Here is a 23,724-nt window from a genome sequence, read left to right on the forward strand (position 1 = left end):
GGATCACGACGATTCTGGTAGGCCTTTGCGCCGGTTTTCCGCTTCCTGCAACACGCGCCACTGAACCTTGCCGCTCGCCGTGCGCGGCAAGCTATCGGCAAACGCGATCACGCGCGGAACCTTGTAGGCCGCCATGCGTTCGCGAGCCCACGCGACAATGTCGTTTTGCGTCGTACACGCACCGCTACGTAGAACGATAACGGCCTTGACGGATTCGCCCCTGCGCGCGTCGTGAGTCGCGATCACGCAGGCCTCCTGCACGGCAGGATGTTCGAACAGCATGGCCTCGACCTCGGCGGGCCACACCTTGTAGCCCGATGCGTTGATCATGCGCTTGAGCCGGTCGACAACGAAGAAGTAGCCCTCCTGATCGACATAGCCGAGATCGCCCGTGCGCAGATAGCGCCGCCCATCGATCGAAGCGAACGCGTCACGCGACGCCTGCGGCGCGTTCCAGTAGCCGTCGAACACTTGCGGCCCGCTCACGAGGATTTCGCCCGTCTCGCCTTCTCCAAGGGTCTGCAGCGAATCGGGGTCGACTACGAGCGCATAGGTGTTGAAAACGGGCACGCCCATGGATTGCGGCTTGCTGCGCGTGCGTGGGTTGATGTGCGTTGCCGCCATCGTTTCGGTGAGCCCGTAGCCCTCCACGTAGGCAATGCCCCAGCGCTTCTCGATCTCCTGCGCAACCGCCTGGGGCATCGCGGCTCCGCCTCCACTCAGATAGGTGATCGAGCCGAGGTCGAAGCTCGCGATGTCTGCGAGATTCAGCAGATCGATCACCATCGTCGGCACGGTGACCCATGTGCTCACGCGGTGGCGTTCGATCAGGTGCGCTGCGCATCTCGCGTCCCAGCGGGTCATGATCACCATCGTCGCGCCGATGAAGACCGGCATGTTCATGCAGTTCTGCATGCCCGTTACATGAAAAAGCGGCACGGAGCACAGCATCACGCTCTCACCGGGGAGTTCGGGCCACGCGCCGCAAGAAACGGTCGAATGCATCACACTGCGGTGCGTATGGATGCATCCCTTCGGGTGCCCCGTGGTGCCGGACGTATACGGAATCACCGCCAGGTCATCGGGTCCCGCTTCGTGGGCGCGCGCAACGTACGCATGAAGTAGCGCGTCGTACCAGCCGGTAATGCTGGCATCGCTTTCGGACGGCAGTGCGTTGAGCCGCAGTTCAGGGGCAGTCAGGATATCGGGCAGCGGCAGATCCGTCTGCAAGGCTAAATAGTCGGCATAGCGCGCGGTCACGACATGTCCCACCTGGCGCCCCATGAGCGGCCGCACGTGCTCCAACAACTCTTCGCCAACAAACGCGACTCGCGCGCCACTGTCTTCGAAGATATGTTGCAGCTCGGCGGTCCGGTTCATCGGATTGACGGGCACGACGACCGCGTCCGCGCGCAGCACCGCGTAGAACGCGATGACGAACTGCGGACTGTTCTGCATGAAGAGCACGACGCGCTCGCCACGACGGACTCCACAATGCTGTTGCAGGAATCCCGCCATCGTCTCCACTTCGTCGCGTAAATTCCCGTAGCTCAGGGCACTGCCGTAGTAGAGAATGGCGTCCTTCTCGGGATGACGATTCGCGCAGACTTCGAGATTCGCGTAGAGCGAGGTCTGCGGTGTAGCGAGTTGACGCAATGATGTTGCCGTCATAGGCACTCCAGACATGAAACAGGATGCCTCCGCACCTGGCGCAGTGCCCGGCGCAGAGGTTTTTCTTCACTGCGGCAGCAGTTTGCGGCTCCACTGGGCGATCGCTTCGAGCGTTTCGGCGGTCTCGGGCAAGAACGGGAACAGCGTGAAGACGTGAACGGAGTCGTCCACCATCCTTAGCGTCACGTTCGCCCCGGCGGCTTTCGCGCGCTCGGCAAAGCGCGTCGTGTCGCTTTCCAGCACTTCGCCATGCACGGCCGCGAGATAGACCGGCGGAAGATCCGCGAGATCGGCGAACAGCGGCGACACCAACGGGTCGGTCGGCTCGTGGCCCTGGAAGTAGCCCGCGACGAGATTGGTCAGCGTCTCGCGATTCGCGGCCGGGTCGTCGCCCGAGTTCGCTTGCACGGAGGGGCCGCTCAGCGTGAGATCCGTCATCGGGCAGACGGCGATCACGCCGGCCGGCAGCGGCAGCCCCGCGCGGCGCAGCGCCGCCGCCAGCGCGAGTGCGAGACCACCACCGGACGACTCGCCGCTCAGGAAGAGCGTGGCGGGATCGACGCCCGTGGCGAGCAGGCCGCGATACGCGCTGAATGCATCGTCGATGGCCGCCGGATACGGATGCTCGGGCGCGAGGCGATAGTCGACCGTGTAGCACGGGCCGTTCAGCGCATGCGAAAGACGGCTTGCGTATTCCACGGAACTATTAGCAGAACCAAGCACATAGCCGCCGCCGTGAAAATGCAGCACGGTCGCCTGCTTCCCCGCGCCTTCCGCTGTTACGCGCAGCGAGCGCACGCCATCGAGATCGACTTCCTTCACATGGGTGCTCGCCGGTGCGGGGAATTGCCCCAGCAGGAAGCGCTCGTATGCGGCGTGCTGGCCGCGGTCGCCGCGCGCCACGTCGTCGGGCGTGAAGACGCCCTTCCAGAGATCGAATGCACGCTGGCTCTCGGCGCGCTCCATGCGCTTGCCTTCACGCGCCGCGCTCAGGCCCACCACCTCGCCCGGCGGCAATTTGGCCGCCGCGATGATGTCGTGCCCCCAGGCGAACGACCACGAAATCTCGCCCAGCGGATCGATGCGCGAAAGCCCCTTGAGCCGCCCGTTGCGCTGACGCACGCGCGCCGCGTCGGGCTCGTGCGCCCAGTCGACCACGTAGCGCGCGCCCGCCTGAATGCGCTTCGTGCGCGGCTGGCGACGCCGTTCGTATTCGAGCAGCGCATCCTGCACACCGGCGCTGCCGTGATTCTTGAGGCAAGTGGCGAGCACCCATGCGTCCTCGATCGACTGGCAGGCGCCTTGTGCGAGATACGGCACCATCGCGTGCGCGGCGTCGCCGAGCAGCGCGATGCGGCCCGTCGTCCAGCTCTCGATCGGATCGCGGTGATACATGCCGGTGATGAACGTGTTGTCCACCTGCGCCAGCATCTTCTGCACCGTCGGCTCGCAGCCCTCGAACGAGCGTCGCAGTTGCTCGACATCGCCCGACTGCGTCCACGACTCGCGGCTCACTTCGGTTGCCGGCACGGAGGCGAGAATGCTGTACAGATCCTTGCGAACCCAGTACGACACGATATTGCGGCCCACGCCAAACCAGTTGTTGCCTGCCACGGGAAGGCTCAACCCTTCGAGCCGGTCGGCCGGGATCAGCGAGCGCCACATCAGGATATTGGCGAACTGCTTCTCCTCCGGCCCGCGCAAGGCCGTGCGTACGGCCGAATGAATGCCGTCCGCGCCGATCACCACGTCGCCGCGGATCACCTCGCCGTTCTTCAGCGTGACCCAGGCGCTGTCCTCGTCCTGCGAAACCGATTCGCACTCCGCACCAAGACGCACCACGCCCGGCGGCAACGCCTTCGCGAGCAGGTCGATCAAGTCGGCGCGGTGAATGTTGTAGAGCAACGCGCCGTAGCGCGCCTCGGCGTCCTTGCCGAGCGGCGCGTAGTAGAGGCGCCGGCCCGTCGACAACTCGAGGTAATCGAAGCCTGCCGGCACCGTCGCGACGCTCGCCACGGCGCGTTCAAGCCCCAGTTCACGCAGCACGATCGTGCCGTTGGCGGCGATCTGCACGCCCGCTCCGACCTCGGTCAGCTGCGGAGCACGCTCCAGTACAATCGGCTCGATTCCTTGATGCAACAAGGCCAGCGCCGTGGTGAGGCCGCCGATGCCGCCTCCTGCAATTACGACTTTCATGCTAAGTTTCTCCTACCGGGTTAATTAACCCAGTGTAGTTAGTTATATCGATACGGTAAAGTAATGACGACACCAGGAAAACCCCTTAGATCGGACGGCGCCGAGACGCGAACGCGCCTGAAAGAGGAGGCGCAGCGGCTGTTCGCGCTGCGCGGGCTGGAGGGGGTGTCCGTGCAGGACATCATTTCGGCGGCGGGTCAGCGCAATAGCGCCTCGCTGCGCTACTACTTCGGGAACAAGCTCGAGCTGGCGCGCGAACTGGTCGTAGATGGCGCGCGCCTGATCGACGAGGACCGCCAGGCGCGGGTGGACAAGCTGGAAGCGCAAGGCACGCTGAGCGTGCGCGCGGTGTTGGGGGCGTTGCTTTTTCCCATGCTCGAACTGGCCGATCGAACGGGCCAGCCGACGTACATCCGCATGATCGCCAACCTGCAGCTGAACGATCGCGCGTTCCTGCGCGAGGCGCTGGAGAACAAGTGGAATGCGGGCTATCAGCGCTGCAATGCGCTGCTGCGGGACCTGCTGCCCGAGATCGATCCGGCGATTGTCGACCACCGGCTGTCGCTCGTCGGCATCTATGGCAATGCCGCGCTGGCCGCCTGGGAGGCAAGCCGGGACAGCGGCGAGCCGGGGCGGCTCTGGGCCCCCGGCTACGCCGTGTCGAACTTGATGGATACCTTCGAAGGCATGCTCGTTGCGCGGCCTTCGGAGGAAACGCAATCGCTGTTGGGCGAGTCCAAAAGCAATCGCGAGACAGCTCGTTAGCGCGTCAGATACGGGCTTTCTTGGCCCGGTTCATAGGGCCGCGCCTTGACCTCCATGCGCGCAATGCTCTGAAGATGCACCTCGTCCGGGCCATCGGCGAACTTCAGTGCACGCCCCCACGTCCAGCTGTCCGCGAGCGGCGTGTCGGGGCTCAGGCCCATCGCGCCGAAGGTCTGGATCGCCCGCTCGCAGACGGCGGTGTGCACGCTCGGCACGAGCGCCTTGATCATCGAGATTTCCTTGCGCGCTTCCTTCGCGCCCACGTTGTCGATCATCCACGCGGCCTTCAGCACGAAGAGCCTCGCCTGATCGATTTCGATACGCGACTTCGCGATCCATTCACCCACCGTGCCCTGCTGATAAAGCTTCTTGCCGAACGCCGTGCGCGCCTGCGCGCGTTCGATCATCAGTTCGAGCGCCAGTTCGGCGGCGCCGATCGAACGCATGCAGTGGTGAATGCGTCCCGGCCCCAAGCGCGCCTGGGCGAGCGCGAAGCCGCTGCCCTCTTCGCCAAGCAGATTCGAGCGCGGCACGCGCACGCCCTTGAATTCGATCTCACAGTGGCCTTCCGGCGCCGTGTGATTGACCACCGTGATATTGCGGATGATCGTCACGCCCGGCGTGTCGCGCGGCACGAGAACCATGCTTTGCTGACGGTGCGCGGGCGCGTCCGGGTCCGTCTTGCCCATGACGATGAAGATCTGGCAATTCGGGTGCGCGGCGTTCGTGATGAACCACTTGCGGCCATCGATCACATAGTCGTCGCCATCGAGGCGAATGGACGTGGTGATGTTGGTCGCGTCCGAGGAGGCGACCGCCGGTTCCGTCATCGCAAACGCCGAGCGGATCTTGCCGTCGAGCAGTGGCTCGAGCCACTTCTTGCGTTGCGCCGGCGTGGCGAACATGTGCAGCAACTCCATGTTGCCCGTGTCCGGCGCGTTGCAGTTGAATACTTCGGAGGCCCAGGAAACGCGCCCCATGATTTCGGCAAGCGGAGCGTACTCGAGATTGGTTAGCCGCGTGCCCGGTTCGTCGTCGCGCAGATGCGGCAGGAACAGGTTCCAGAGACCTTCCGCACGCGCCTTTTCCTTCAGTTCCTCCATGAAGGAGACGGGATATTGTCCCGCGCTCACTTCTTCATGCCATTGGTGAATGCGCGGCACGATATGCGTGTCCATGAACGCGCGCACCTGCGTGCACAGCGCTTCGACTTTCGGGCTATAGGCAAAGTCCATTTTGCTCTTCCTTCAATACGGGTGTATGTCGTGCGGCGCGAGCGTCAGTGACGCGCGCCGCTCCATGGTCAGATCGTCAGGCCGCCGTCGACGACGATGCACTCGCCGTTGGTGTAGCTCGCCGCATCGGAGACGAGATACAGCACGGTGCCGGCCATTTCGCGAGGCTCCGCATGGCGGCGCAGCGGAATCTTCGCCATCCAGCTCTCGTACAGGGCCTCGTCCGCGAACAGGGCGCCTGCGAATTTCGTTTTGGTGAGGCCGGGCAGCAAGGCGTTCACGCGAATGCCGAGCGGGCCGCACTCCTTGGCGAACGCGCGCGTCATGTTGACCACGGCGGCCTTCGTGATCGAATAGATGCCTTGCTTGTCGCCCGGTTGCAGCGCATTGACGGAAGCCGTGTTGACGATCGCGCCGCCGCCGTGCTCGCGCATCAGCTTGCCCGCTTCGACCGACATGAAGAAGTAGCCACGCAAGTTGACCTCCACCGTCTTTTCGAAGGACGAAAGATCGGTGTCGAGAATGTGGCCGAAATACGGATTCGCCGCCGCGTTGTTCACGAGTATGTCCAGCCGGCCATGTTTCGCGCGAATATGCTGGAACACGCCTTGAATGTCGTCGAGACGCCCAACGTGGCACGGATACGCCTCGGCGCTGCCGCCCGTCTCCCTGATCTCGCGCGCCACGCTCTCGCAGTCATCGAGCTTGCGGCTCGAGACGATCACATGAGCGCCCTGTTCTGCAAGCAGCTTCGCGATTTCTTCGCCAATGCCACGGCTCGCGCCCGTGACCAGTGCAATCTTGCCGGTCAGATCGAACAAATTAGTAGTCACAACTGTCTCCTCAATGTATCCGCGCGTACGCGTCAAACGCCAGCCGTCAGATGACGTCGACGCCCATCCTCGCCAGCGAGCCGGCCATTTCACCGACCTGGCGCGCCTTCTCGTTCGATGCGTTGCCGCCCAGCGCACGCTTTTTCACGCCCTGCGCAATGGCGGCGAGCCGGAAGAAGCTGAACGCGAGGTAAAAATTCCAGTTCTCGATCGACGCAATGCGCCGCAAGCTGCAATACCGCTCGACGATCGCGGCCTCGTCCGGCACGCCAAGCGCTGCGCGGTCCAGCCCCGCGAGACCGCCGATATGCCCTTTCGGCGGAAGCCGCAGGCACATGCAGAAGTACGCGAGGTCGGCGAGCGGATTGCCGAGCGTGGAGAGTTCCCAGTCGAGCACGGCGCGAACTTTTGGCGTGCCGCGGTGGAAAATCAGGTTGTCGATGCGAAAGTCGCCGTGCACGAGCGCGGGCTTGCCCGCTTCGGGCGGACAGTGCGCGGGCAGCCAGTCGATCAGCGCTTCCATGGCGTCCAGTTCATCGGTCTGCGCCGCGCGATATTGTTTGGTCCACACGTCGACCTGGCGCGAGAAGTAGTTGCCCGCGCGGCCATAGTCGGCGAGTCCCACTGCCTCGACATCCACGTCGTGCAGGGCCGCCATCGTGCCGATCAGCGCGTCGTAGACGGCGCCGCGTTCTCCTGCGGCCAATGCGGGCAGCGACGGGTCCCAGTAGATTTCGCCGTCTTCGAAACTCATCACGTAGAACAGGCTGCCGATCACGTCGCGGTCCTCGCACAGGTGCAAGGCCCGCGCGACGGGAACCGGCGTATCGCCAAGCGCACTCAGCACGCGGAATTCGCGGTCCACCGCATGCGCCGACTTGAGCAGTTCACCCGGCGGCTGACGCCGCAGCACATAGCGGCCGCTTTGCGCTTCGAGAAGAAACGTGGGGTTCGACTGTCCGCCAGCGAACTTCTCGACGGTCATGGGCCCCCGAAAGCCGGGCACGTGCGCGGCCAGATAGCGCGTGAGCGCGTCGACATCGAACTGAAGACTTGCATTCATCATGGAGCGGGCATCCGGATTCGAGTCAACCATAGGTGACGAGTTCGCGCCGCTCAGCCTGGTCGAGGTGCGGCAAGGTGTTGAAGGTGACCAGCGACACGGCGCTGTCGTTGAAGACGTACTGGCTCACGCTGCTGTTGCGGATCTGCATGTTGAGCGCGATGGCGGCCGCGGCGCTCGCCTGCAGAATCTGCTGCGTGAAGACGGCGATCGGGCCGCCCGAACTCACCACCAGCACGCGCTTGCCGCCTGCGCGCTGAATGGCAAGACGCGCGCGCTCGACGCGTGCCTGGAACTGCCCCCAGGTTTCGGGAACCCTCCCGGGCAGCTTATCCTCGGACCAAAGCTGCAAGACCTGCTTGAGCCCTTTGTAGAAGTCCTTCTTCGAGCCTTCGGCCTGCAGGCCGGGCGCGAGGCCGCTCTCGCCGAGCGCGGCAAAGAGGGCGCCAAAATCGTACTCGTTCAGATCCGCGTCCTGCACGATCTCCACGGGCGCGCCGCGCATCGCCGTGAGCAACGCGTCGGCCGTTTGCGCGTGCCGCCGCATCGTGCCGATCACGACGCGATCGAACGTCAGGCCTGCCTGCGCGTAGTATTCGCCCAGCCAGCGCGACTGGGTGCCGCCGGCCGTTGAAAGCTCGTCATAGTTTTCAGCGCCGAAAGACGCCTGCCCATGCCGTACCAGATAGAGTTCCGCCATGCCAACCTCGCTTGAACATGACTGCAACCATACCGGGGCGCGAAGTATTCAGGAAATTTATTCTTGTGATACTGCGGCATAACGATTCGTGACACCCCGGCTACTGCCGCTGCTTGCGCATGAGACGGCCGATCTGCTCGCGCAGCCAGCGATGCGCGGGGTCCGCCGTCACGCTGCGGTGCCAGTAGCCATGCGTCTCGAGATCGGGAAGATCGAACGGCAGCGCCAGGATGCGCGCGTCATAGCGCTTGAGCAACATGAGCGGCGCGGTCAGCACGAGGTCGGTGCGCATCGCGATCAGGGGCGCGACGAGGTAGTGCTGGACGCGGGTCTGGATCGTGCGCCTCACGCCCAGCTTGTTGAGTTCCGTGTCGACGAGACCGGGCCCCTGCCGGCGGCTCGACACGTGAATATGGCCAAAGCGCAGGTAGTCGTCGATCGTCAGCTTCTTCTTCGCGAACGGATGCTCGTTGCGCACCATGCACGCGTAACGGTCGCTGCCGAGCGGCTCCTGTTCGAGGTACGGGTCGTCGATGAGGGGCGCGTCGATCGCCAGATGGACTGCGCCGCTCGCGAGCGCTTCGGGCACGTCGCGGCGGGTCGTGAAGTAGCTTTCGATACGGATGCCGGGCGCGAGGCGCTGCAGCACGTCTTCCAGCGCGGGCAGCAGCAACGCCTCGGTCAGGTCGTTCATGCTGAGCCGGAAGGTCCGCTGCGACGAAGCCGGATCGAAACGCTCACCGGCATGGGTGCTCGAATCGAGCAGCTGAAGCGCCTCACGCACGCGGCCAATGATGTTCTCGGAAACCGGCGTGGGCATCATGCCGGCCGGCGTGCTGACAAAGAGCGGATCGTCGAATGCCTTGCGCATGCGCGCGAGCGCGTTGCTCACGGCGGGCTGCGTGATGAACAGCAGTTCCGCTGCGCGCGTGAGGTTGCGCGTTCGATAGACGGCTTCGAAAACGACGAAGAGATTTAAATCGACTTTGGATGGGCGCATAGCCCGAGCCTAACCGCCCGGTCGCAATGCCGTCAATCGAGGGCGTGATCGGGAACCCTGCGTCGCATGGCGTCGTGACCGCGAGCGGCAAGCCCCTCGCGGCTGCCCGAGTTGGACGTGGCTGAGCCGCCTGGCAAGTTCGTCGTCCCCCTGCGAGTCGTTCCTGTTCAGTCGGCAAGCCGCCACGCGCAACCCCGGCGTATGATTTCCTCCAATGATGCTTGAGGGCCCTTCGCCATGAGCACGGGATATCAACACACCGGCCGCCTGCTCGATCTCGACGCCGTGCAGGCCTTCGTGCTGGTTGCCGACCTCAGCAGCTTCACGCGGGCGGCCGAGGTGCAGGACACCACGCAGTCGGCCATCAGCCTGAAAATCAAGCGGCTCGAGGAACGGCTCGGCAAGCGCTTGCTGGAACGAACGCCCCGGCACATTCAACTGCTGCCCGAAGGCGTGGCGTTTCTCTCTGCCGCGCGCGAGTTGCTGAGCGCACATGACCGCGCATTGGCCAGCGACGTTCGCGAGCAGCGCAGCCTGCGCCTTGGCATCATCGATCACACCGCTGCGGAAGAGTTGATTCCCCTGCTTGCGCGCGTATCGAGCCACGACCCGACCTTGCGTGTGGAAGTGCGCATCGGCGCTTCGAGCGAGATGCTCGAAGCGTACGACGCCGGCGAACTCGACGCTGCCTACGCGCGGCGCGACCCGGCGCGGCGCGATGCGGAGCGCCTCTTCGTCGAGCACTGCGCATGGTTCGCGGCGCCGCAGTGGTCGCCCAACCCGGATGAGCCGCTGCGCGTGGCTTCGCTATCCGCGCCTTGCGGAGTGCGCGCCAACGCGCTCAAAGCGCTGGACGAAGCCGGCATCCCATGGACAGAGGTGTTTGTCGGCGGCGGTATCGGCACGGTTGGCGCGGCCGTCATGGCAGGACTCGCCGTGGCGCCGTTGACGAGGCGAGGACGGCCGCCGCGCGCGGTAGACGTGGGAAGCCGCTTCGGATTGCCGCCGCTCGCGCCGATCGAAATCGCGGTCTACACGCGCGTACGCGACGCGTCCTTGAAAGAAGCCATTCGCATTTTTGGCGCCGCGCTGCGCAATGCGAACACGCGCTTCTGAAAGCAGGGGTCAGAACTTCTGCTGCAAGCCGACCATCACGCCAAGCTGGTTCATGCCGGTCGCGACCGTGCCGCCAGCCGCGACCGAGTTCGCGGCCTGTGCACTGTTGAACATGTAGCCCACCGACGTGTACACCATGGTGCGCTTCGAGAACAGGTAATTCACGCGCCCGATGAGTAGCGTCGAGTTGACGTCCTTCGCGCCCTGAGAGCCGCGCTGAAGATAGCGCACGCCCTGCGTGTCGAAGAAAAACGCGGGCGTGACATAGTACGTGGCCCCCGCAAAGAAGATATCGGTCTGCAAATGGGTGGCGGCCGCGAGGTTGTTCCTGATCCACCCGAAACCGATCTTCGCCGAGCCCAATATCACGTAACCATCGACGATGTTGTGCGTATCCGTGTAGCGGCTGTTGTTCAGCGGCGCCGTGGCGCCCGCGCCGCCGCGCAATACGTCATACGAGGCCGCCACGCCAAAGCTCGCCGAATCGTATGCGAGGAGCGCCGTATATTGACGGCACGCCAGCATATTGCCTGGAACCTGCCCGGGGCAGTTGGTTGCACTGGGTCCGGCTGGGCCCGCGGCGTCGCGGCCGAAGCTGTAAGTGCCGCCAATCGTGACGCCGTGGAATTTGCCCATATAGCCAATCGCGTTATCGCTGCGGGCGTTCGGCAGATAGGAATCGAAGACGCTCAGCGAATGAATCGACGGGCCAATCACATCCGCGTTGAACAGCGCGTACATCGTCATGCCCATCTGCCTGCCGAGCGTGATCGAGCCGTAGTCGCTGCTGATACCCACGTTCGACTGAATGCCGAAGAGCCGGCCGCCGTAATTCAACGTGCCGTTGGTGGGCTGAAAGCCGTTCTCCAGCACGAAGAAGGTCTTGAATCCGCCGCCCAGGTCCTCAGTGCCCTTTAGGCCCCAGCGCGAAGGCAGCCGCCCGGTCAGCGAAGCCATGCCGACGAACGTCCCGCCGCTGGCCGTCGCATGGTTATAGTACGAGAGGCCCGTATCGATAATTCCATAAAGCGTGACGCTGCTCTGGGCGTGCGCGAGCCCTGTCACCGCGACCAGCAACGCGGCACTCCACTTCATCTTCATGACGTTCTTGTCTCCAGGTTCGGCAATGTTTCGCCGTATTTATTTGGATTACTTAGTAATTGCTCGAATACCTTCTCAATGATCTACGACTCATGACGATTGCGAGACGATTGCGCTAGCTTCGGCTCGCAATCGGCGCCAGCACGTCAGTCGAAATACATCAAATCGCCGTCATCGCCGTTGAACGCTTTCCACGCAGGCAAGCCCGCGCCATTCGGATTACCGGACTCCACAAAACTCAGAAAGTGACTCTGAATTCGGGCCGACAACGCGCGGCTGTGCGGCTCGTCGATGCCTTCGAGCATGGGTGCCACAATCCAGTTCTCAAAATTGCCAAAGAAGAACGGCAATTCAAGGCAATGGCAAGCACCCACATCCGGCTGTGGAGAGGGAAAATCGAACCGATAGGCGAATACGCCGCTTCCCGCTTCGGCCATGCGCTTTGCGAAACGCCGCGTTGGGCCCACGATCAGCTTTTCCGAGCTCAACTCGACCAACGCGGCATAAGGCTTCCGCTCAAACCGGCCTTCGGCCACGCGCTCGTATCGAGCTTCCGCAGCGTCGCCGAATTCGTCCTTGAACTTCTGCAGGGCCTGTTCCTGCGTCGCTCCAAGGAGCGCTGGGCTGCTCGCAAAAAAACTGCCGGACTCATCGCGTGTCCAGCCTACGAAGACCGGCTTGCCTCCGAAGCGCTCCTGAGCATCTGCGCCTGGATCCGCTGGCACGTTGCCACTCGCTACCGACATGAACGCGATGGGAACCTCGGCAAACTTCGCCACGGCGCCAGTCAGCCGGGTTTGTGCTTGCAGGATGTCCTCGACAGGCATCGTGAGCAGTTCCTCGCCGCTAGTAGCGATACCAGCGGTATCGCACAACTGCTCCGCAATCGTCTGTGCTTTAGACGGCGCCATCGGCTGAAGGCCCGGATAGCTGAGCATGGCAATCGCCTTCACCAGCCCATGGGTCGACGGCATCGATGCCAGCAGCTGCGCGAACCAGGCGCCCGCCGACTGGCCCGCTACGACGATGGAATCCGGGTCGCCACCGAAACTGGCGATGTTCTTCCTGACCCACTGAAGCGCCAGTTCGAGATCCGAAACGGCGAGATTGCCCGCCGAGATGCCCTCCATATAGAGGTTGCCCAGCACGCCGAGCCGATAGTTCATCGTCACGACCACCGCGCGGCCAAGACCGGCGAGCGATTCGCCCGAGTAGCATGGCAGCGCCCCGCCGGTCATGAACCCGCCGCCGTGGATCCAGAACACGACCGGTAATTTGCCAGTGAGGTTGGGCGTAAAAACATTCAGCCTGAAAGCATCTTCGGACTGCTCAACGCCTCGAGCCGTCGGTCCCATGACGAAATCCAGGCGGCTTGGCAATTGAGGAAAGACCGGGCCAGGTCGGGTAGAATTTCGCTGACCGTTCCAGCGCGCCGGCTCCGTGGCGGGCCGAAAGCGCCCACCATTCGCCGCGTAGGGAATATCGAAGAACGTGTGTACACCATCGTTGGTCACGCCTTCGAGTACGCCCTGCTCGCATTGGGCAAGTACGGTGCCCTTCATGTAGCCTCCTTTGTCTTGTGCACTCGCGCACATAGGTTTATCGCATCCGACAGCCACGAGCTTACGGATCGACAGCGGAAAGAAAATGGAATTCTTCGCCGCCCCCCCATGACAAAAGTTCAACCCGGCCCGGATCATGAACTCACTGCAACAACGCCTGAAGCTCCGTCACATCACCGTCGTAGTGGAAATCGCGCGGCTAGGCAGCCTGCAAAAAGCGGCTGAAGCGCAGAACGTCAGTCAGTCCGCGCTTTCCAAGGCGTTGGCCGAGATCGAGGGGATAGTCGGTGCGCAGCTTTTTGAACGCACGCCGAGCGGAATGCGCCCGACCCTTTACGGCGAAACCCTCGTGCGTCACGGCCATCTGATCGCGAGCGACGTTCAGCGAGCGGAGGCCGAACTCGAGGCATTGTTGAATGGGGATATCGGCAACCTGTCGATAGGCATCTTTTCGCCGCTTACCTGGTGGGGGACGCTATCGGATTGCGTGAGCGACTTTCGGATCAAGTGGCCACGCGTGCGACTAGCGCTGCGCGAAGGTTCGATGGAAATGTTGCTGGAGAATCTCGACCAGGACCTTGTGGATATTGTGATCGGACGGATGGCCAGTGGATTCGGCAGCGAACTCTATAAACTCGAAATGTTGAAGCGTGACATGCCCGTCTTTCTCGCCCAGCGAGGACACGCTTCGACTTTGAAGCCGGTGGCGCTTCACGAGCTTCTGGACTATCCGTGGATACTCCCGCCCCAGCCGAATATCATCAGGCAACAGCTCGAGTTCGCGATTCGGGACATGGGGCTGGCCATGCCGTCGAATGTGTTGTCGTCGCAGGTGTCGCCGCTGGCCTTTCGTCTGGCCAGCCAGAGCGATGCCCTCGTCCTCTCGTCGGAATGCATCGCCGACGAGCTATGCGCCCAATATCGCCTGCAACTCGTGCAATGTGAATTGCCGCTGCATATCGGGCCTCTCGTCGCCATCACGCGTAGCGATAAACCGCTCACGCACGCATCGGCAACTTTTCTAAGGGAGCTTAAAGGGCGATTAGGCCACGCCCAAATGGAGGAGTGAGTTTGACTGCGTGCGACTGAACAGCGGACAACCTAGCGCCTCACTGCGCGCTTGAGGGTTTGCGACGGCGTTTCGCCAAAGAGCTGCTTGTAATCGTTGGAAAAGCGGCCGAGATGCGAAAAGCCCCAGTTCATCGCGATGGAAGAAACATTGCGCTCGGAGCAGTCGGAAAGAATTTCGCGCCGCACGGCTTCGAGCCTGTACTTCTTCAGATAGGCCATAGGCGCGTGCCCGAAGTGCTGCCCGAAGCCTTCGAACAGCTTGTAGCGCGAGACGCCCGCTGCGCGCTCGATGTCTTCGAGTGCAATGTTTTCACGAGCGTTGTCGTGGATAAACTGTTTCGCGCGCAACAAATAATGCGGACACGCTGGGCGCATTGCATCGGCAAGCGCCTGCGAGTAGTTGTGCGGCTGCGAGAGCAACAGCCCCTTGATCAGCGCCTGTTCGAGATCGCCCACCATCTGCTGATGATTGAGCAACGGGCCGGCGCTCCCCATTTCGGCCAGCAGGAACTTGACCATGCGCCACCACGATGCCTGATCGCCGTCGGCGGCATTCATCTGCGGCTCGAACGTCAACGCGGCCTCGAGCGGCCGCTGCAATAGCCCTTCCAGCACCTGACGCAAGGCCGGGCTCGGGATCGACACGATGATCTTGCGGCAATTGCCCGTGATCGCAAGGTCCTGCGTCTCATGCGGCGACAGCACGAGGCCGCTGTCCTGGTCCGATAACCACAGGCGGCCGTGCGCGGCAAGTTCCTGTTGCCCCGTGAGCGGCAAACTCACGCTATAGCAGTTGAGCGGCGCATCGTTGTGCACGGAGACGGTGACGTCGGTGCCGTACTCGACGTAGCCCAACGTGCTCGCCATGGAGCGCATTACCGTGCCGCTATGATGGAATTGCAGTGCCTTCGGGCTGCGAACGTGCAGCCCATGCGGTCCGCAAATCGACGCCATCCAGTCGCGCGCGCCTTCGAGGTCGTGACGCAGTGCGTCAATACCTCGGCTGTCGTGGGCGGCGGGGGTTGGCATGGTGTATCACTGAGCAATGGGGGAATGCTCAATGGTAAACCACGCCACGCGCGGACAAAATAACGAAACACCCCGAGTGCGTACAACCCCGCAGCGTTACACAGCGGTTTGCGCGCTGTTGCTGTCCCCAAATTTTTCGTAGTAAAGACGGTGGTCGTCGAGGCTTGCGTTCGCGAGCCATGTCTTGATTGCCTCGACCATCGGCGGCGGGCCGCACACATACATGTCGAACGGGTTCGCTTCGAGCATCTCGCGATCAAAGTGTTCGGGAATGAGCCCAGTCTTGCCTTGCCATACTTCAGACGGATTCATCACCACGATATCGCACGCGAAGTTTGCAATGCGCTCCTCGTACGCCTTCAAACGATCGAGTTCGCACAGGTCACGCGCGTTCGTCACGCCATAGTAGAGGTGAACCTTCTGGCCACAGCCGCCCTTGTGCGCGAGATCGTCGAGCATGCCCAAAAAGGCCGAGAGCCCCGTGCCGCCTGCCACCATCACGAGCGGCCGTTCGACCTGCCGCAGATAGAACGTGCCGAGCGGCGCCTCGAATTCGACGCTCTGCCCCGGCTCGCAGCGCTCGCGCATGTAGTTGCTCATTGCGCCATCGGGCAACAGGCGAATCAGGAACTGAAGCTGGTTGTCGTCGTCGGGCCGGTTCGCGAACGAATACGAGCGCCACACGTCCGCGCCCGGCACTTTCAGGCGCGCATACTGCCCGGGCAGGAAGTCGAGCCGACCTGAGTGAGCACTTGCGTCCAGATGCAGGATCGCCGTCGTTTCGGACACCTGCTTAACGGCGGTGACCCGGCCCGTGATCGACGTGGTGCCGCCCGCGCTGCACAGGCTCGAATCGAAGTCGAAGTAAAACGACGCGTCCGATTGCACACGCGTCTGGCAGGACAGGATCTTGCGCGCGGCGAGATCGTCGGCGGACAGGGTTTCTTCGTCGACATAGTCGAGCGTATAGCTGCCCGATTCGCAGCGCCCCTGGCAGGTTCCGCACACGCCCTCACGGCAATCGAGCGGAATGCTCACGCCATTGCGCAGCGCGGCGTCGAGCAGGAGTTCGCCCGAGCGGACATCGAAGAACATGGTCTTGCCGTCGGCAAAACTAAAGGCGACCTTGTGGCTCATTTCGTGGCACTCCCGCTTACAGATGGTAGAAGTCGAGCACAGCGTTGATTGTGTCGTTGAGCAGCAGGACATGCTTGCGCGCGATCTTCCAGGTGTCGCCTTCCGGGCGCAACTGATACGTGACGCGTCCGAAGAAGTGTTCGGCAACGCCATGGCGCGCGTAAAACGTGGCCCAGTTGGCCTTCACTTCCAGCTCGCCGTTTTCGCACTCCGCGATACGCACATTGGTGATCTGGTGCAGCGTGCGCGGCAGCGGCGTCGACGCTGCCGACTTGCCCGTGCGCAGGCGGAACACGCGATCTTCGAGACCCGTGCGGTTCGAGTAGTAGATGAGCGACATGCCGCGCTTCGGGTCGGTCGTGTACACGTGCTCGGAGTCCCATTGGGGCACATGAAATTCGCTGTGTTCGTCGAACAGGTCGAGGTACTCGTCCCAGCTCTGCGCGTCGCAAAGCTCGGCCTTGCGATACAAAAACTGCTCGACCGCGTGTTGCTGCGCGTGCGTAATGGCCATGGCTCAAGCCTCCTTCGTGTTGTTCGATTGCTGTGCGAGGCCCTTCAGGAGATACGTCTGCCACGCGCCGTGCTGGTTGACGTAAAGGCCCTCGTGGGTCAGCTCCGTGCCGCACAGCACAGGCTCGATGCCGAGCAGGCGCGCACTCGCCGTCTCGCCCGCCACCCACTTGTGATGACCGCGCGAGATATCGCTCCAGCGCTCGAGGCGCGCCTGGAAGCCGCGTTGCTGCTCGCGGAATTCCACGAGATCGTCCGGCGTGCCCATGCCTGAAACATTGAAGAAGTCTTCGAACTGGCGAATGCGGCTTTCGCGGTCCTGATCCGATTCGCCCTTCACGCCGATACACTGGCTGATGACCTCCGTTTTATTCCAGGCGACCGGGCGCACGATACGCAACTGCGAGCTGATCTGATCCATGAAAAAGAGGCTCGGATAGACGTTCAGGTTGCGCAGCCGATGCATCATCCATTCGGCCTTCTCCTGGCCGTATGTTTCGACGAGGCGCGGCATGACGCTCGCATAGCCGGGGCGCACGCTCGGGTTCGGCATGTCGCTGAACAACACGCTATGGCCGTTCTTGAACGCGAACCAGCCGTCGTCGGTCTCGGCATCGCCCGCGCCTAGCTTGCTGTAGTCGAGCGTGCCATTCGCCGCGCCGCCGTTCTGCGCGTTCGCCTCTTGACGGCGCTGCACCGTGGCGACGTAGTTGTAGTGGACCGTGCTCACGTGATAGCCGTCGAGGCCATTCTCGTTCTGCAGTTTCCAGTTACCTTCGAACGTATAGGCCGACTTGCCCGGCAGCACCTCGAGTTCGCCCGTGGGCGATTGCGCGACCATCATGTCGAGGAAGATGCGCGAGTCGCCCAGGTATTCTTCGATCGTATCGGTCCCATCGACGTCGAGGCTGATGAACACGAAGCCCTTGTAACTCGCGATACGCGCCTTCTTGAGGCCGCGCGTGGACTTGTCGAAGTCTTCGCAGTACTCGCCGGGCGCCTTGACCTTGACGAGGCGTCCATCGCTCTTGTAGCACCACGCATGGAACGGGCACGTGAAGGTCGACTGATTGCCCTTGCCCATGCGCGTGAGCGTCGCGCCGCGATGCTGGCACGCGTTGATCATCGCGTTGAGCTGGCCATTGCCGTCGCGCGAAATGATCATCGGCTGGCGACCGGCGCGCATCGTCATGAAGTCATGGGGCTTGGGGATCTCGCTCTCGTGGCACGCGTAGATCCAGTTCTTCTCGAAGATGAACTCCATCTCCAGGTCGAACAGTTGCGGCTCCGTGAACATCTCCCGCGCAATGCGATAGACGCCTTCTGCCGGACGGAAATCGAGGCATCCGCCAACGAAATCCTGCCATTGCGACGCGATTTTCTCTGTGCTCACGATGGGTTCTCCTCCTGCCATTTAGCGGTCTTGCGACCAGGTCCTTGATGAGCTGGATTGAATACCCACGGCGGCGCCGGCGCTATCCGCCTGGTCGGCGTTCGCTATCCGCTTTTTTTGCCGCGCGTTTTCCTCGTGGCCGGACGTGGCTTTGCGACGCCCGGCGGCCGGCCATGCACAGGCCGCTTCAAAGCGGTTTCGCGCCCGCGCCGAAAAAAGCGGATAGTGAGTGTCGACCAGGTGGATAGCGCCTGCGCGGGCCCGGATATCTAATGCGCTCAACGCCCCCCTAAAACCAGTTGGAGACAGTCATCATGAGCGTGAAAGTATTCGAAACCAGCGAAGTGCAAGACCTGTTGAAGGCCGCCGCGAACGTGGATGGCAACGGCGGCAGTACGCGTTTCAAGCAGATTGCCCACCGCCTGCTGAGCGATCTGTTCAAGGCGATCGACGATCTCGACATCACCCCCGATGAGGTCTGGACCGGCATCAACTATCTGAACAAGCTCGGCCAGGACGGCGAAGCGGCGCTGCTCGCGGCTGGCATCGGACTGGAAAAGTATCTGGACATCCGCATGGACGCCGCCGACGAGCAAGCGGGCATCCGCGGCGGCACGCCGCGCACGATCGAAGGCCCCTTGTACGTTGCGGGCGCGCCAGTGCGCGACAGCGTTTCGCGAATCGACCTCGACGCCGATGAGCAAGCGGGCCCGCTCGTGATTCACGGCACGGTCACGGGCCCGGACGGCAAGCCGGTAGCAGGCGCCGTGGTCGAATGCTGGCATGCCAACTCGAAGGGCTTCTATTCGCACTTCGACCCGACCGGCGCGCAGAGCGACTTCAACCTGCGCGGCGCGGTGAAGACCGGCGCCGACGGCAAATACGCATTCCGCACGCTCATGCCCGTGGGCTACGGCTGCCCGCCGCAAGGCGCCACGCAGCAGTTGCTGAACGCGCTGGACCGTCACGGTGAGCGTCCGGCGCACGTGCACTTCTTCGTCACGAGCGACGCTCACCGCAAGCTGACCACGCAGTTCAACGTCGAGGGCGATCCGCTGATCTGGGACGACTTCGCCTACGCAACGCGTGAAGCGTTGATTCCGCCGGTGACGGAAAAGACCGGCGGCGCCGCGCTCGGGCTGAAGGCCGACGTGTACAAGGACATCGAGTTCAACCTCACGCTGACGCCGTTCGTTCAGGGCAAGGACAACCAGATCGTCAACCGGTTGCGCGCCGCCGCCGCGGCATAACTGTCGTCAAACCGGCGAAGGCGCCGACTCGACACGGCCCGCACGCCGCCGATACAACCAGAGCGTCGCCGCGAACCCGCACAGCGCGGCAAAGCTGAGCCAGTAGCCCGGCGCAGCTTTGTCGCGCGTGATCTCGATCAGGTACGTCGACACCGCCGGCGTGAAGCCGCCGAACAGCGCCGTCGCCAGACTGAACGCCAGCGAGAAGCCAGCAACGCGCACCTGGGCCGGCATGACTTCGGTGAGCGCGGCGACCATCGCGCCGTTGTACATGCCGAAGAAAAACGAGAACCACAGCAGCACGATCAGCATGCGGCCAAAACTCGGCGCAACGGCAAGCCACGAAAGCGCCGGATACGCCGTGAGTATCGCCAGCGTGGAGATGGTGAGCAGGATCGGCTTGCGGCCTATGCGATCGGAAAGCGCGCCGCCAATGGGAAGCCACGCGAAGTTCGATATGCCCACGAAGAGCGTCACAATCAGCGTGTCGGCCGTGGAGAGCTTGAGTACGGCTTTGCCGAAGGTCGGCGTATAGACGGTGATGAGATAGAACGTCGTGGTCGTCATCGCCGTGAGCAGCATGCCGGCGATCACCGTGCGCCAGTTGACCAGCAGCATCGCGAAGATTTCGCGCGCGCCCGGGTGATGCGGACGCGCTGCGAACGCAGCGGTCTCCTGCAGCGAACGGCGCAGAATGAAGAGAAACGGCACGATCGCACAGCCGATGAAAAACGGAATGCGCCAGCCCCACGCTCCGATCTGCTGCGCGGAAAGCCACTGATTCAACGCGTAGCCGAGCGCAGCGGCCATGACGATCGCGACCTGCTGGCTCGCCGATTGCCAGCTCGTGTAAAAGCCCTTGTTTCCGGGCGTCGCCATTTCCGCGAGATACACCGAAACGCCGCCGAGTTCCGCGCCCGCCGAAAAGCCCTGCAACAGCCGGCCGAGCAGCACGAGCGCGGGTGCAAGCAGGCCGATGCTCGCGTAGCCCGGCACGCAGGCGATCAGGATCGTGCCGCTCGCCATGATGGACAGCGTGACGATCAGGCCCATGCGCCGCCCCACCTTGTCGATATAGGCGCCGAGCAAAATCGCGCCGAGCGGTCGCATGAGGAAGCCCGCGCCGAAAACCGCGAAGGTCAGCATCAACGAGGCATATTCACTCGACGAAGGGAAGAAGATCTTCGAGATCGACGTGGCGTAGAAGCCAAACAGAAAGAAGTCGAACTGTTCGAGGAAGTTGCCGCTCGTGACGCGCAGCACGGCCGCTGCCCGCGAGGCACGCGAGGCCTGCGAGGCGCCGTGTACGCCCGAAATGGCGCTCGGCTCTGTGGGGTTCATGGGACGTCTCCTGTGGTTGTTGATGTCGTGCGGGGGAGCATGACGCTCCCCCGTTTTTGCCCGCTTCTAGTCTGAACCGAGACTTAGCGTATTGCGCTGCCGCTTTTCTATCGACGATTTGAGCAACGCCGCCGAGCGGAAGATGCCGTGTGCAAACTTCCCGTAAGGCAGCGTCGCGAACAGCGCCATCACGATGCCCAGGTGAATCGCGAGGAGCGACGGCATGGCGGAAGTCGCCCGCAAAACCATGAGCGCGAGGCCCGACGCACTCGTGAGCAGCAGGAGCGCGATGAACCCGCGGTCCATCGGGCGCTGGCGCGTATCGCCCTGCTGCGCATGCCGTTTGAGGTTCAGCCACAGCAGCCCCGCCGGCCCAACGATCAGGCCGATGCCGCCCAGCGTGCCCAGCAGCACCGGCACGCTGAAGAAAGGATACGGCGCTTCCAGCCCGAGCACGTAGTGATAAGCCGTCGCGACCGCCGTCGCGGCAAAGCACAACATGAAGCCGTAAAACGTCAGATGGTGGAAGCGCCTTCTCGCAAGCGTGAAGGCGTCGTTCGATTCGTTGCAGCCGTCGCCGTGGCCGCCGTCGAGATACTTGAGCGTCAGCGCGTTTCTCGCGGCTTCGGCGAGCGCAGGCGCGCTCGCGTTCGCCGTTCCTGCCGATACGTCACGCCAGAAACGCGTCACGCCCACGCCGAGCGCCAGCACGGCGAACAGGAACACCGCGCCGAACATCGCAGCAAGCAGGTTGTGCGGGAAGATCGCGTAAAAGCTCACTGCGGCGGTGTCGCCCGAGAATCCGCCATGCATCGCCGTGCCGAGCAGCAAGAAGAGCGCGAGCCCCGCTGCGAGCGCGACTGAAAGCGTGAGGCCATTGCGCTTGTACAACGCGCCAAATGCAGCCGGAAACGCGTATTCCGTGTAGGTTTCCAGGCGGACCTGCGCCATCGCCTTCGGCACGTTCACGGCGAATTCGTGCGGCGGCGCGTACTGGCAGGCGTGATAGCACGCGCCGCAGTTGTGACACAGGTTCGCGAGGTAGTTCACGTCCGCCTTGCCGAATTCGAGGCGGCGCGTCATGGCCGGAAACACGGCGCAAAAACCTTCGCAATAGCGGCAGGCGTTGCAGATCTGCATCTGCCGCGCCACTTCGCTTTCGCTGTCGCTCATCGGCACGATGGGGATCACCCGCGCGCCACCACCTTGCGTCCCGCGAGCTGGCATCTTTGCATCGGCTGGCGCGGTGCGCGTGTGTTCGGCCGCGAGGGCGTCAGTGCGCTGCATGGTGAGTCTCCGTCGTCTGAAGTGCGGCGCGCGCAGCCTGCGTGCCGGCAATACGTCCAAATGCGGTGCCGATCGACATGCCGACACCCGCCGTATACCCCTTGCCGAGCACGTTGCCCGCCATCATCTCGCCCGCGACGAACAGGTTCTCGCTCGCCTCGCCGCCGAAATGGACCTGCGCGCGGTCGTTGGTTTTCAGGCCGAGGTACGTGAACGTGATGCCGGGCCGCAGCGCATAGCCGTAGTACGGCGGTGTATCGATGGGGCGCGCCCAGTGCGTCTTGGGCGGCGCAATGCCGTCGGTGTGGCAATCGTCGAGCGCGGTGTGATCGAAGGTGCCGACACGGCACGCCTCGTTGTAACGTGTGAGCGTTTCCATGAAGCGCGCTTCGGGCAGGTTCAACTTGCGCGCGAGTTCGGGCAGCGCGTCGGCTCGTTCGCCGGGAAACACAGGCGGCATGAAACGGCCAATGGCTTTCGAATCGATGATCGAATAGCCAATCTGACCCGGCTGCTGCGCGACGAGCCGCCCCCAGATCGCGTAGCGTTTTGGCCAGAAGTCTTCGCCTTCGTCGTAGAAACGCTCGGCGTCGCGATTCACGACCACGCCGAGCGACACGCAGTCGATGCGCGTGCAGATGCCGCCGTCATAGAGCGGCGCGCGCGCGTCGATCGCGACGCAATGCGACTGCGACGGGTCGCCGATCATGTCCGCGCCCGCGTCGATCATGTGCCGGATGAGCACGCCCATGTTGAAGCGCGTGCCGCGAATGCGGAAGTTGTCGGCGGGCCATTCGCCGCGCTCGTTTTGCCCCCACGCTTCGCGCAGCCATTCGCGGTTCGATTCGAAGCCGCCCGCCGCCAGCACGCAGGCGCGCGCCTCGAAGCGCTGGCTGCCGCTCTTCGCTGCAACGAAGCGGCCGTCGTCCAGTTCCAATGAATCCACCGGCGTGTCGTAGCGAACCTCCACGCCAAGCGCTTGCGCACTGCGGTAGTACGCGTTGACGAGCGCCTTGCCCCCGCCCATGAAGAACGCGTTGGTGCGCGCCACGTGCAGCGCGCCGGAAAGCGGCGGCTGGAAGCGCACGCCGTGCTTTTGCATCCACGGACGGCACGTGGATGAGGCCCGGATCGTCAAACGTGCGAGATGCTCGTTGGTGATCCCGCCCGTGACCTTCAGCAGGTCTTGCCAGAATTCCTCTTCGGGATACGCGTCGACGAGCACGTCCTGCGGCGCGTCGTGCATGCAGCGCAGATTGCGCGTGTGCTGTGAATTGCCGCCGCGCCACTCGCGCGGCGCCGATTCGAGCAGCAGGACCGACGCGCCGGCCTCACGCGCCATCAACGCCGCGCATAGTGCGGCATTGCCTCCTCCGATCACAAGTACATCGACCATCCTGTGTGCCTCCTTTCGGGCACACTCTAATGACCGCGCGCTCGCCTCGCCATCAGCGGGCCGTT

At 63.2% G+C, this 23,724-nt stretch carries 20 protein-coding genes; 4 read left to right on the forward strand and 16 right to left on the reverse strand.

Annotation, left to right across the window (positions count from 1 at the left end; translation table 11 throughout):
* Positions 1-3: 3 nt before the first annotated feature.
* A complete protein-coding gene (locus U5A57_RS07675; protein ID WP_321909570.1) occupies positions 4-1,671 on the reverse strand; it encodes a long-chain-fatty-acid--CoA ligase in 1,668 nt (555 codons plus the stop codon).
* 66 nt (positions 1,672-1,737) lie between these two features.
* On the reverse strand, positions 1,738-3,867 hold the full coding sequence (locus U5A57_RS07680) for an alpha/beta hydrolase fold domain-containing protein (RefSeq protein ID WP_321909572.1): 2,130 nt from the start codon (positions 3,865-3,867) through the stop codon (positions 1,738-1,740).
* A 63-nt stretch (positions 3,868-3,930) separates the two neighbouring features.
* On the opposite strand from U5A57_RS07680, the gene U5A57_RS07685 reads away from it, so the two are divergent.
* Complete coding sequence (locus tag U5A57_RS07685) at positions 3,931-4,632, forward strand: TetR/AcrR family transcriptional regulator (protein WP_321909574.1); 702 nt, start codon at positions 3,931-3,933, stop codon at positions 4,630-4,632.
* On the opposite strand, the gene U5A57_RS07690 is transcribed toward U5A57_RS07685, so the two are convergent.
* The 5 genes from U5A57_RS07690 to U5A57_RS07710 form a co-directional block, all read right to left on the reverse strand.
* Positions 4,629-5,867, reverse strand: a complete 1,239-nt coding sequence (locus tag U5A57_RS07690; protein ID WP_321909576.1) for an acyl-CoA dehydrogenase family protein — start codon at positions 5,865-5,867, stop codon at positions 4,629-4,631. The two genes, U5A57_RS07685 and U5A57_RS07690, sit on opposite strands and share 4 nt — an antisense overlap.
* 68 nt (positions 5,868-5,935) lie before the next feature.
* Complete coding sequence (locus U5A57_RS07695) at positions 5,936-6,700, reverse strand: SDR family oxidoreductase (protein WP_321909578.1); 765 nt, start codon at positions 6,698-6,700, stop codon at positions 5,936-5,938.
* 46 nt (positions 6,701-6,746) lie between these two features.
* A complete protein-coding gene (locus U5A57_RS07700; protein ID WP_321909580.1) occupies positions 6,747-7,766 on the reverse strand; it encodes a phosphotransferase in 1,020 nt (339 codons plus the stop codon).
* A 22-nt stretch (positions 7,767-7,788) separates the two neighbouring features.
* The gene (locus tag U5A57_RS07705) at positions 7,789-8,463 is read right to left on the reverse strand and encodes a histidine phosphatase family protein (protein ID WP_321909581.1); all 675 of its coding nucleotides are present in this window, start codon (positions 8,461-8,463) and stop codon (positions 7,789-7,791) included.
* 100 nt (positions 8,464-8,563) lie between these two features.
* Positions 8,564-9,463 carry a LysR family transcriptional regulator gene (locus U5A57_RS07710; protein ID WP_321909583.1) on the reverse strand — a complete coding sequence of 300 codons (900 nt, stop codon included), beginning with the start codon at positions 9,461-9,463 and terminating at the stop codon, positions 8,564-8,566.
* 237 nt (positions 9,464-9,700) lie between these two features.
* On the opposite strand from U5A57_RS07710, the gene U5A57_RS07715 reads away from it, so the two are divergent.
* Positions 9,701-10,579, forward strand: coding sequence for a LysR family transcriptional regulator (locus U5A57_RS07715; RefSeq protein ID WP_321909585.1), 879 nt, complete (start codon positions 9,701-9,703; stop codon positions 10,577-10,579).
* 9 nt (positions 10,580-10,588) lie between these two features.
* Here the strand turns inward: U5A57_RS07715 and U5A57_RS07720 are convergent, their stop codons facing one another.
* Positions 10,589-11,680, reverse strand: a complete 1,092-nt coding sequence (locus U5A57_RS07720) for a porin (RefSeq protein ID WP_321909586.1) — start codon at positions 11,678-11,680, stop codon at positions 10,589-10,591.
* Between the two features lie 146 nt (positions 11,681-11,826).
* Positions 11,827-13,242, reverse strand: coding sequence for a carboxylesterase/lipase family protein (locus tag U5A57_RS07725; protein WP_321909588.1), 1,416 nt, complete (start codon positions 13,240-13,242; stop codon positions 11,827-11,829).
* Between the two features lie 136 nt (positions 13,243-13,378).
* Between U5A57_RS07725 and U5A57_RS07730 the strand changes: the two genes are divergently transcribed.
* Positions 13,379-14,311, forward strand: a complete 933-nt coding sequence (locus tag U5A57_RS07730; protein WP_321909589.1) for a LysR family transcriptional regulator — start codon at positions 13,379-13,381, stop codon at positions 14,309-14,311.
* Between the two features lie 32 nt (positions 14,312-14,343).
* On the opposite strand, the gene U5A57_RS07735 is transcribed toward U5A57_RS07730, so the two are convergent.
* From U5A57_RS07735 to antA, 4 genes are all read right to left on the reverse strand, one after another.
* Positions 14,344-15,342: an AraC family transcriptional regulator gene (locus U5A57_RS07735; protein WP_321909591.1), complete on the reverse strand. Its 999-nt coding sequence runs from the start codon at positions 15,340-15,342 to the stop codon at positions 14,344-14,346.
* Positions 15,343-15,438: 96 nt separating this feature from the next.
* Complete coding sequence (gene antC / locus U5A57_RS07740) at positions 15,439-16,479, reverse strand: anthranilate 1,2-dioxygenase electron transfer component AntC (protein ID WP_321909593.1); 1,041 nt, start codon at positions 16,477-16,479, stop codon at positions 15,439-15,441.
* Between the two features lie 16 nt (positions 16,480-16,495).
* Positions 16,496-16,993, reverse strand: a complete 498-nt coding sequence (gene antB, locus U5A57_RS07745; protein WP_321909595.1) for an anthranilate 1,2-dioxygenase small subunit — start codon at positions 16,991-16,993, stop codon at positions 16,496-16,498.
* Between the two features lie 3 nt (positions 16,994-16,996).
* Positions 16,997-18,385: an anthranilate 1,2-dioxygenase large subunit gene (gene antA, locus U5A57_RS07750; RefSeq protein WP_321909596.1), complete on the reverse strand. Its 1,389-nt coding sequence runs from the start codon at positions 18,383-18,385 to the stop codon at positions 16,997-16,999.
* A 314-nt stretch (positions 18,386-18,699) separates the two neighbouring features.
* On the opposite strand from antA, the gene catA reads away from it, so the two are divergent.
* Entirely contained in the window at positions 18,700-19,635 is a 936-nt protein-coding gene (catA, locus tag U5A57_RS07755; RefSeq protein WP_321909598.1) for a catechol 1,2-dioxygenase, read from the forward strand.
* Between the two features lie 6 nt (positions 19,636-19,641).
* Here the strand turns inward: catA and U5A57_RS07760 are convergent, their stop codons facing one another.
* From U5A57_RS07760 to tcuA, 3 genes are all read right to left on the reverse strand, one after another.
* Positions 19,642-20,976 carry an MFS transporter gene (locus U5A57_RS07760; RefSeq protein ID WP_321909600.1) on the reverse strand — a complete coding sequence of 445 codons (1,335 nt, stop codon included), beginning with the start codon at positions 20,974-20,976 and terminating at the stop codon, positions 19,642-19,644.
* Positions 20,977-21,042: 66 nt separating this feature from the next.
* Positions 21,043-22,263 (reverse strand): tricarballylate utilization 4Fe-4S protein TcuB, encoded by a 1,221-nt coding sequence (gene tcuB, locus U5A57_RS07765; protein ID WP_321909602.1) that lies wholly within the window; start codon positions 22,261-22,263, stop codon positions 21,043-21,045.
* Positions 22,250-23,659 (reverse strand): FAD-dependent tricarballylate dehydrogenase TcuA, encoded by a 1,410-nt coding sequence (tcuA, locus tag U5A57_RS07770; RefSeq protein WP_321909604.1) that lies wholly within the window; start codon positions 23,657-23,659, stop codon positions 22,250-22,252. Before tcuA ends, tcuB begins: the two co-directional genes overlap by 14 nt.
* Between the last annotated feature and the right edge of the window lie 65 nt (positions 23,660-23,724).

It is taken from the genome of Paraburkholderia sp. J11-2 (assembly GCF_905220185.1).
Lineage (GTDB): Bacteria > Pseudomonadota > Gammaproteobacteria > Burkholderiales > Burkholderiaceae > Paraburkholderia.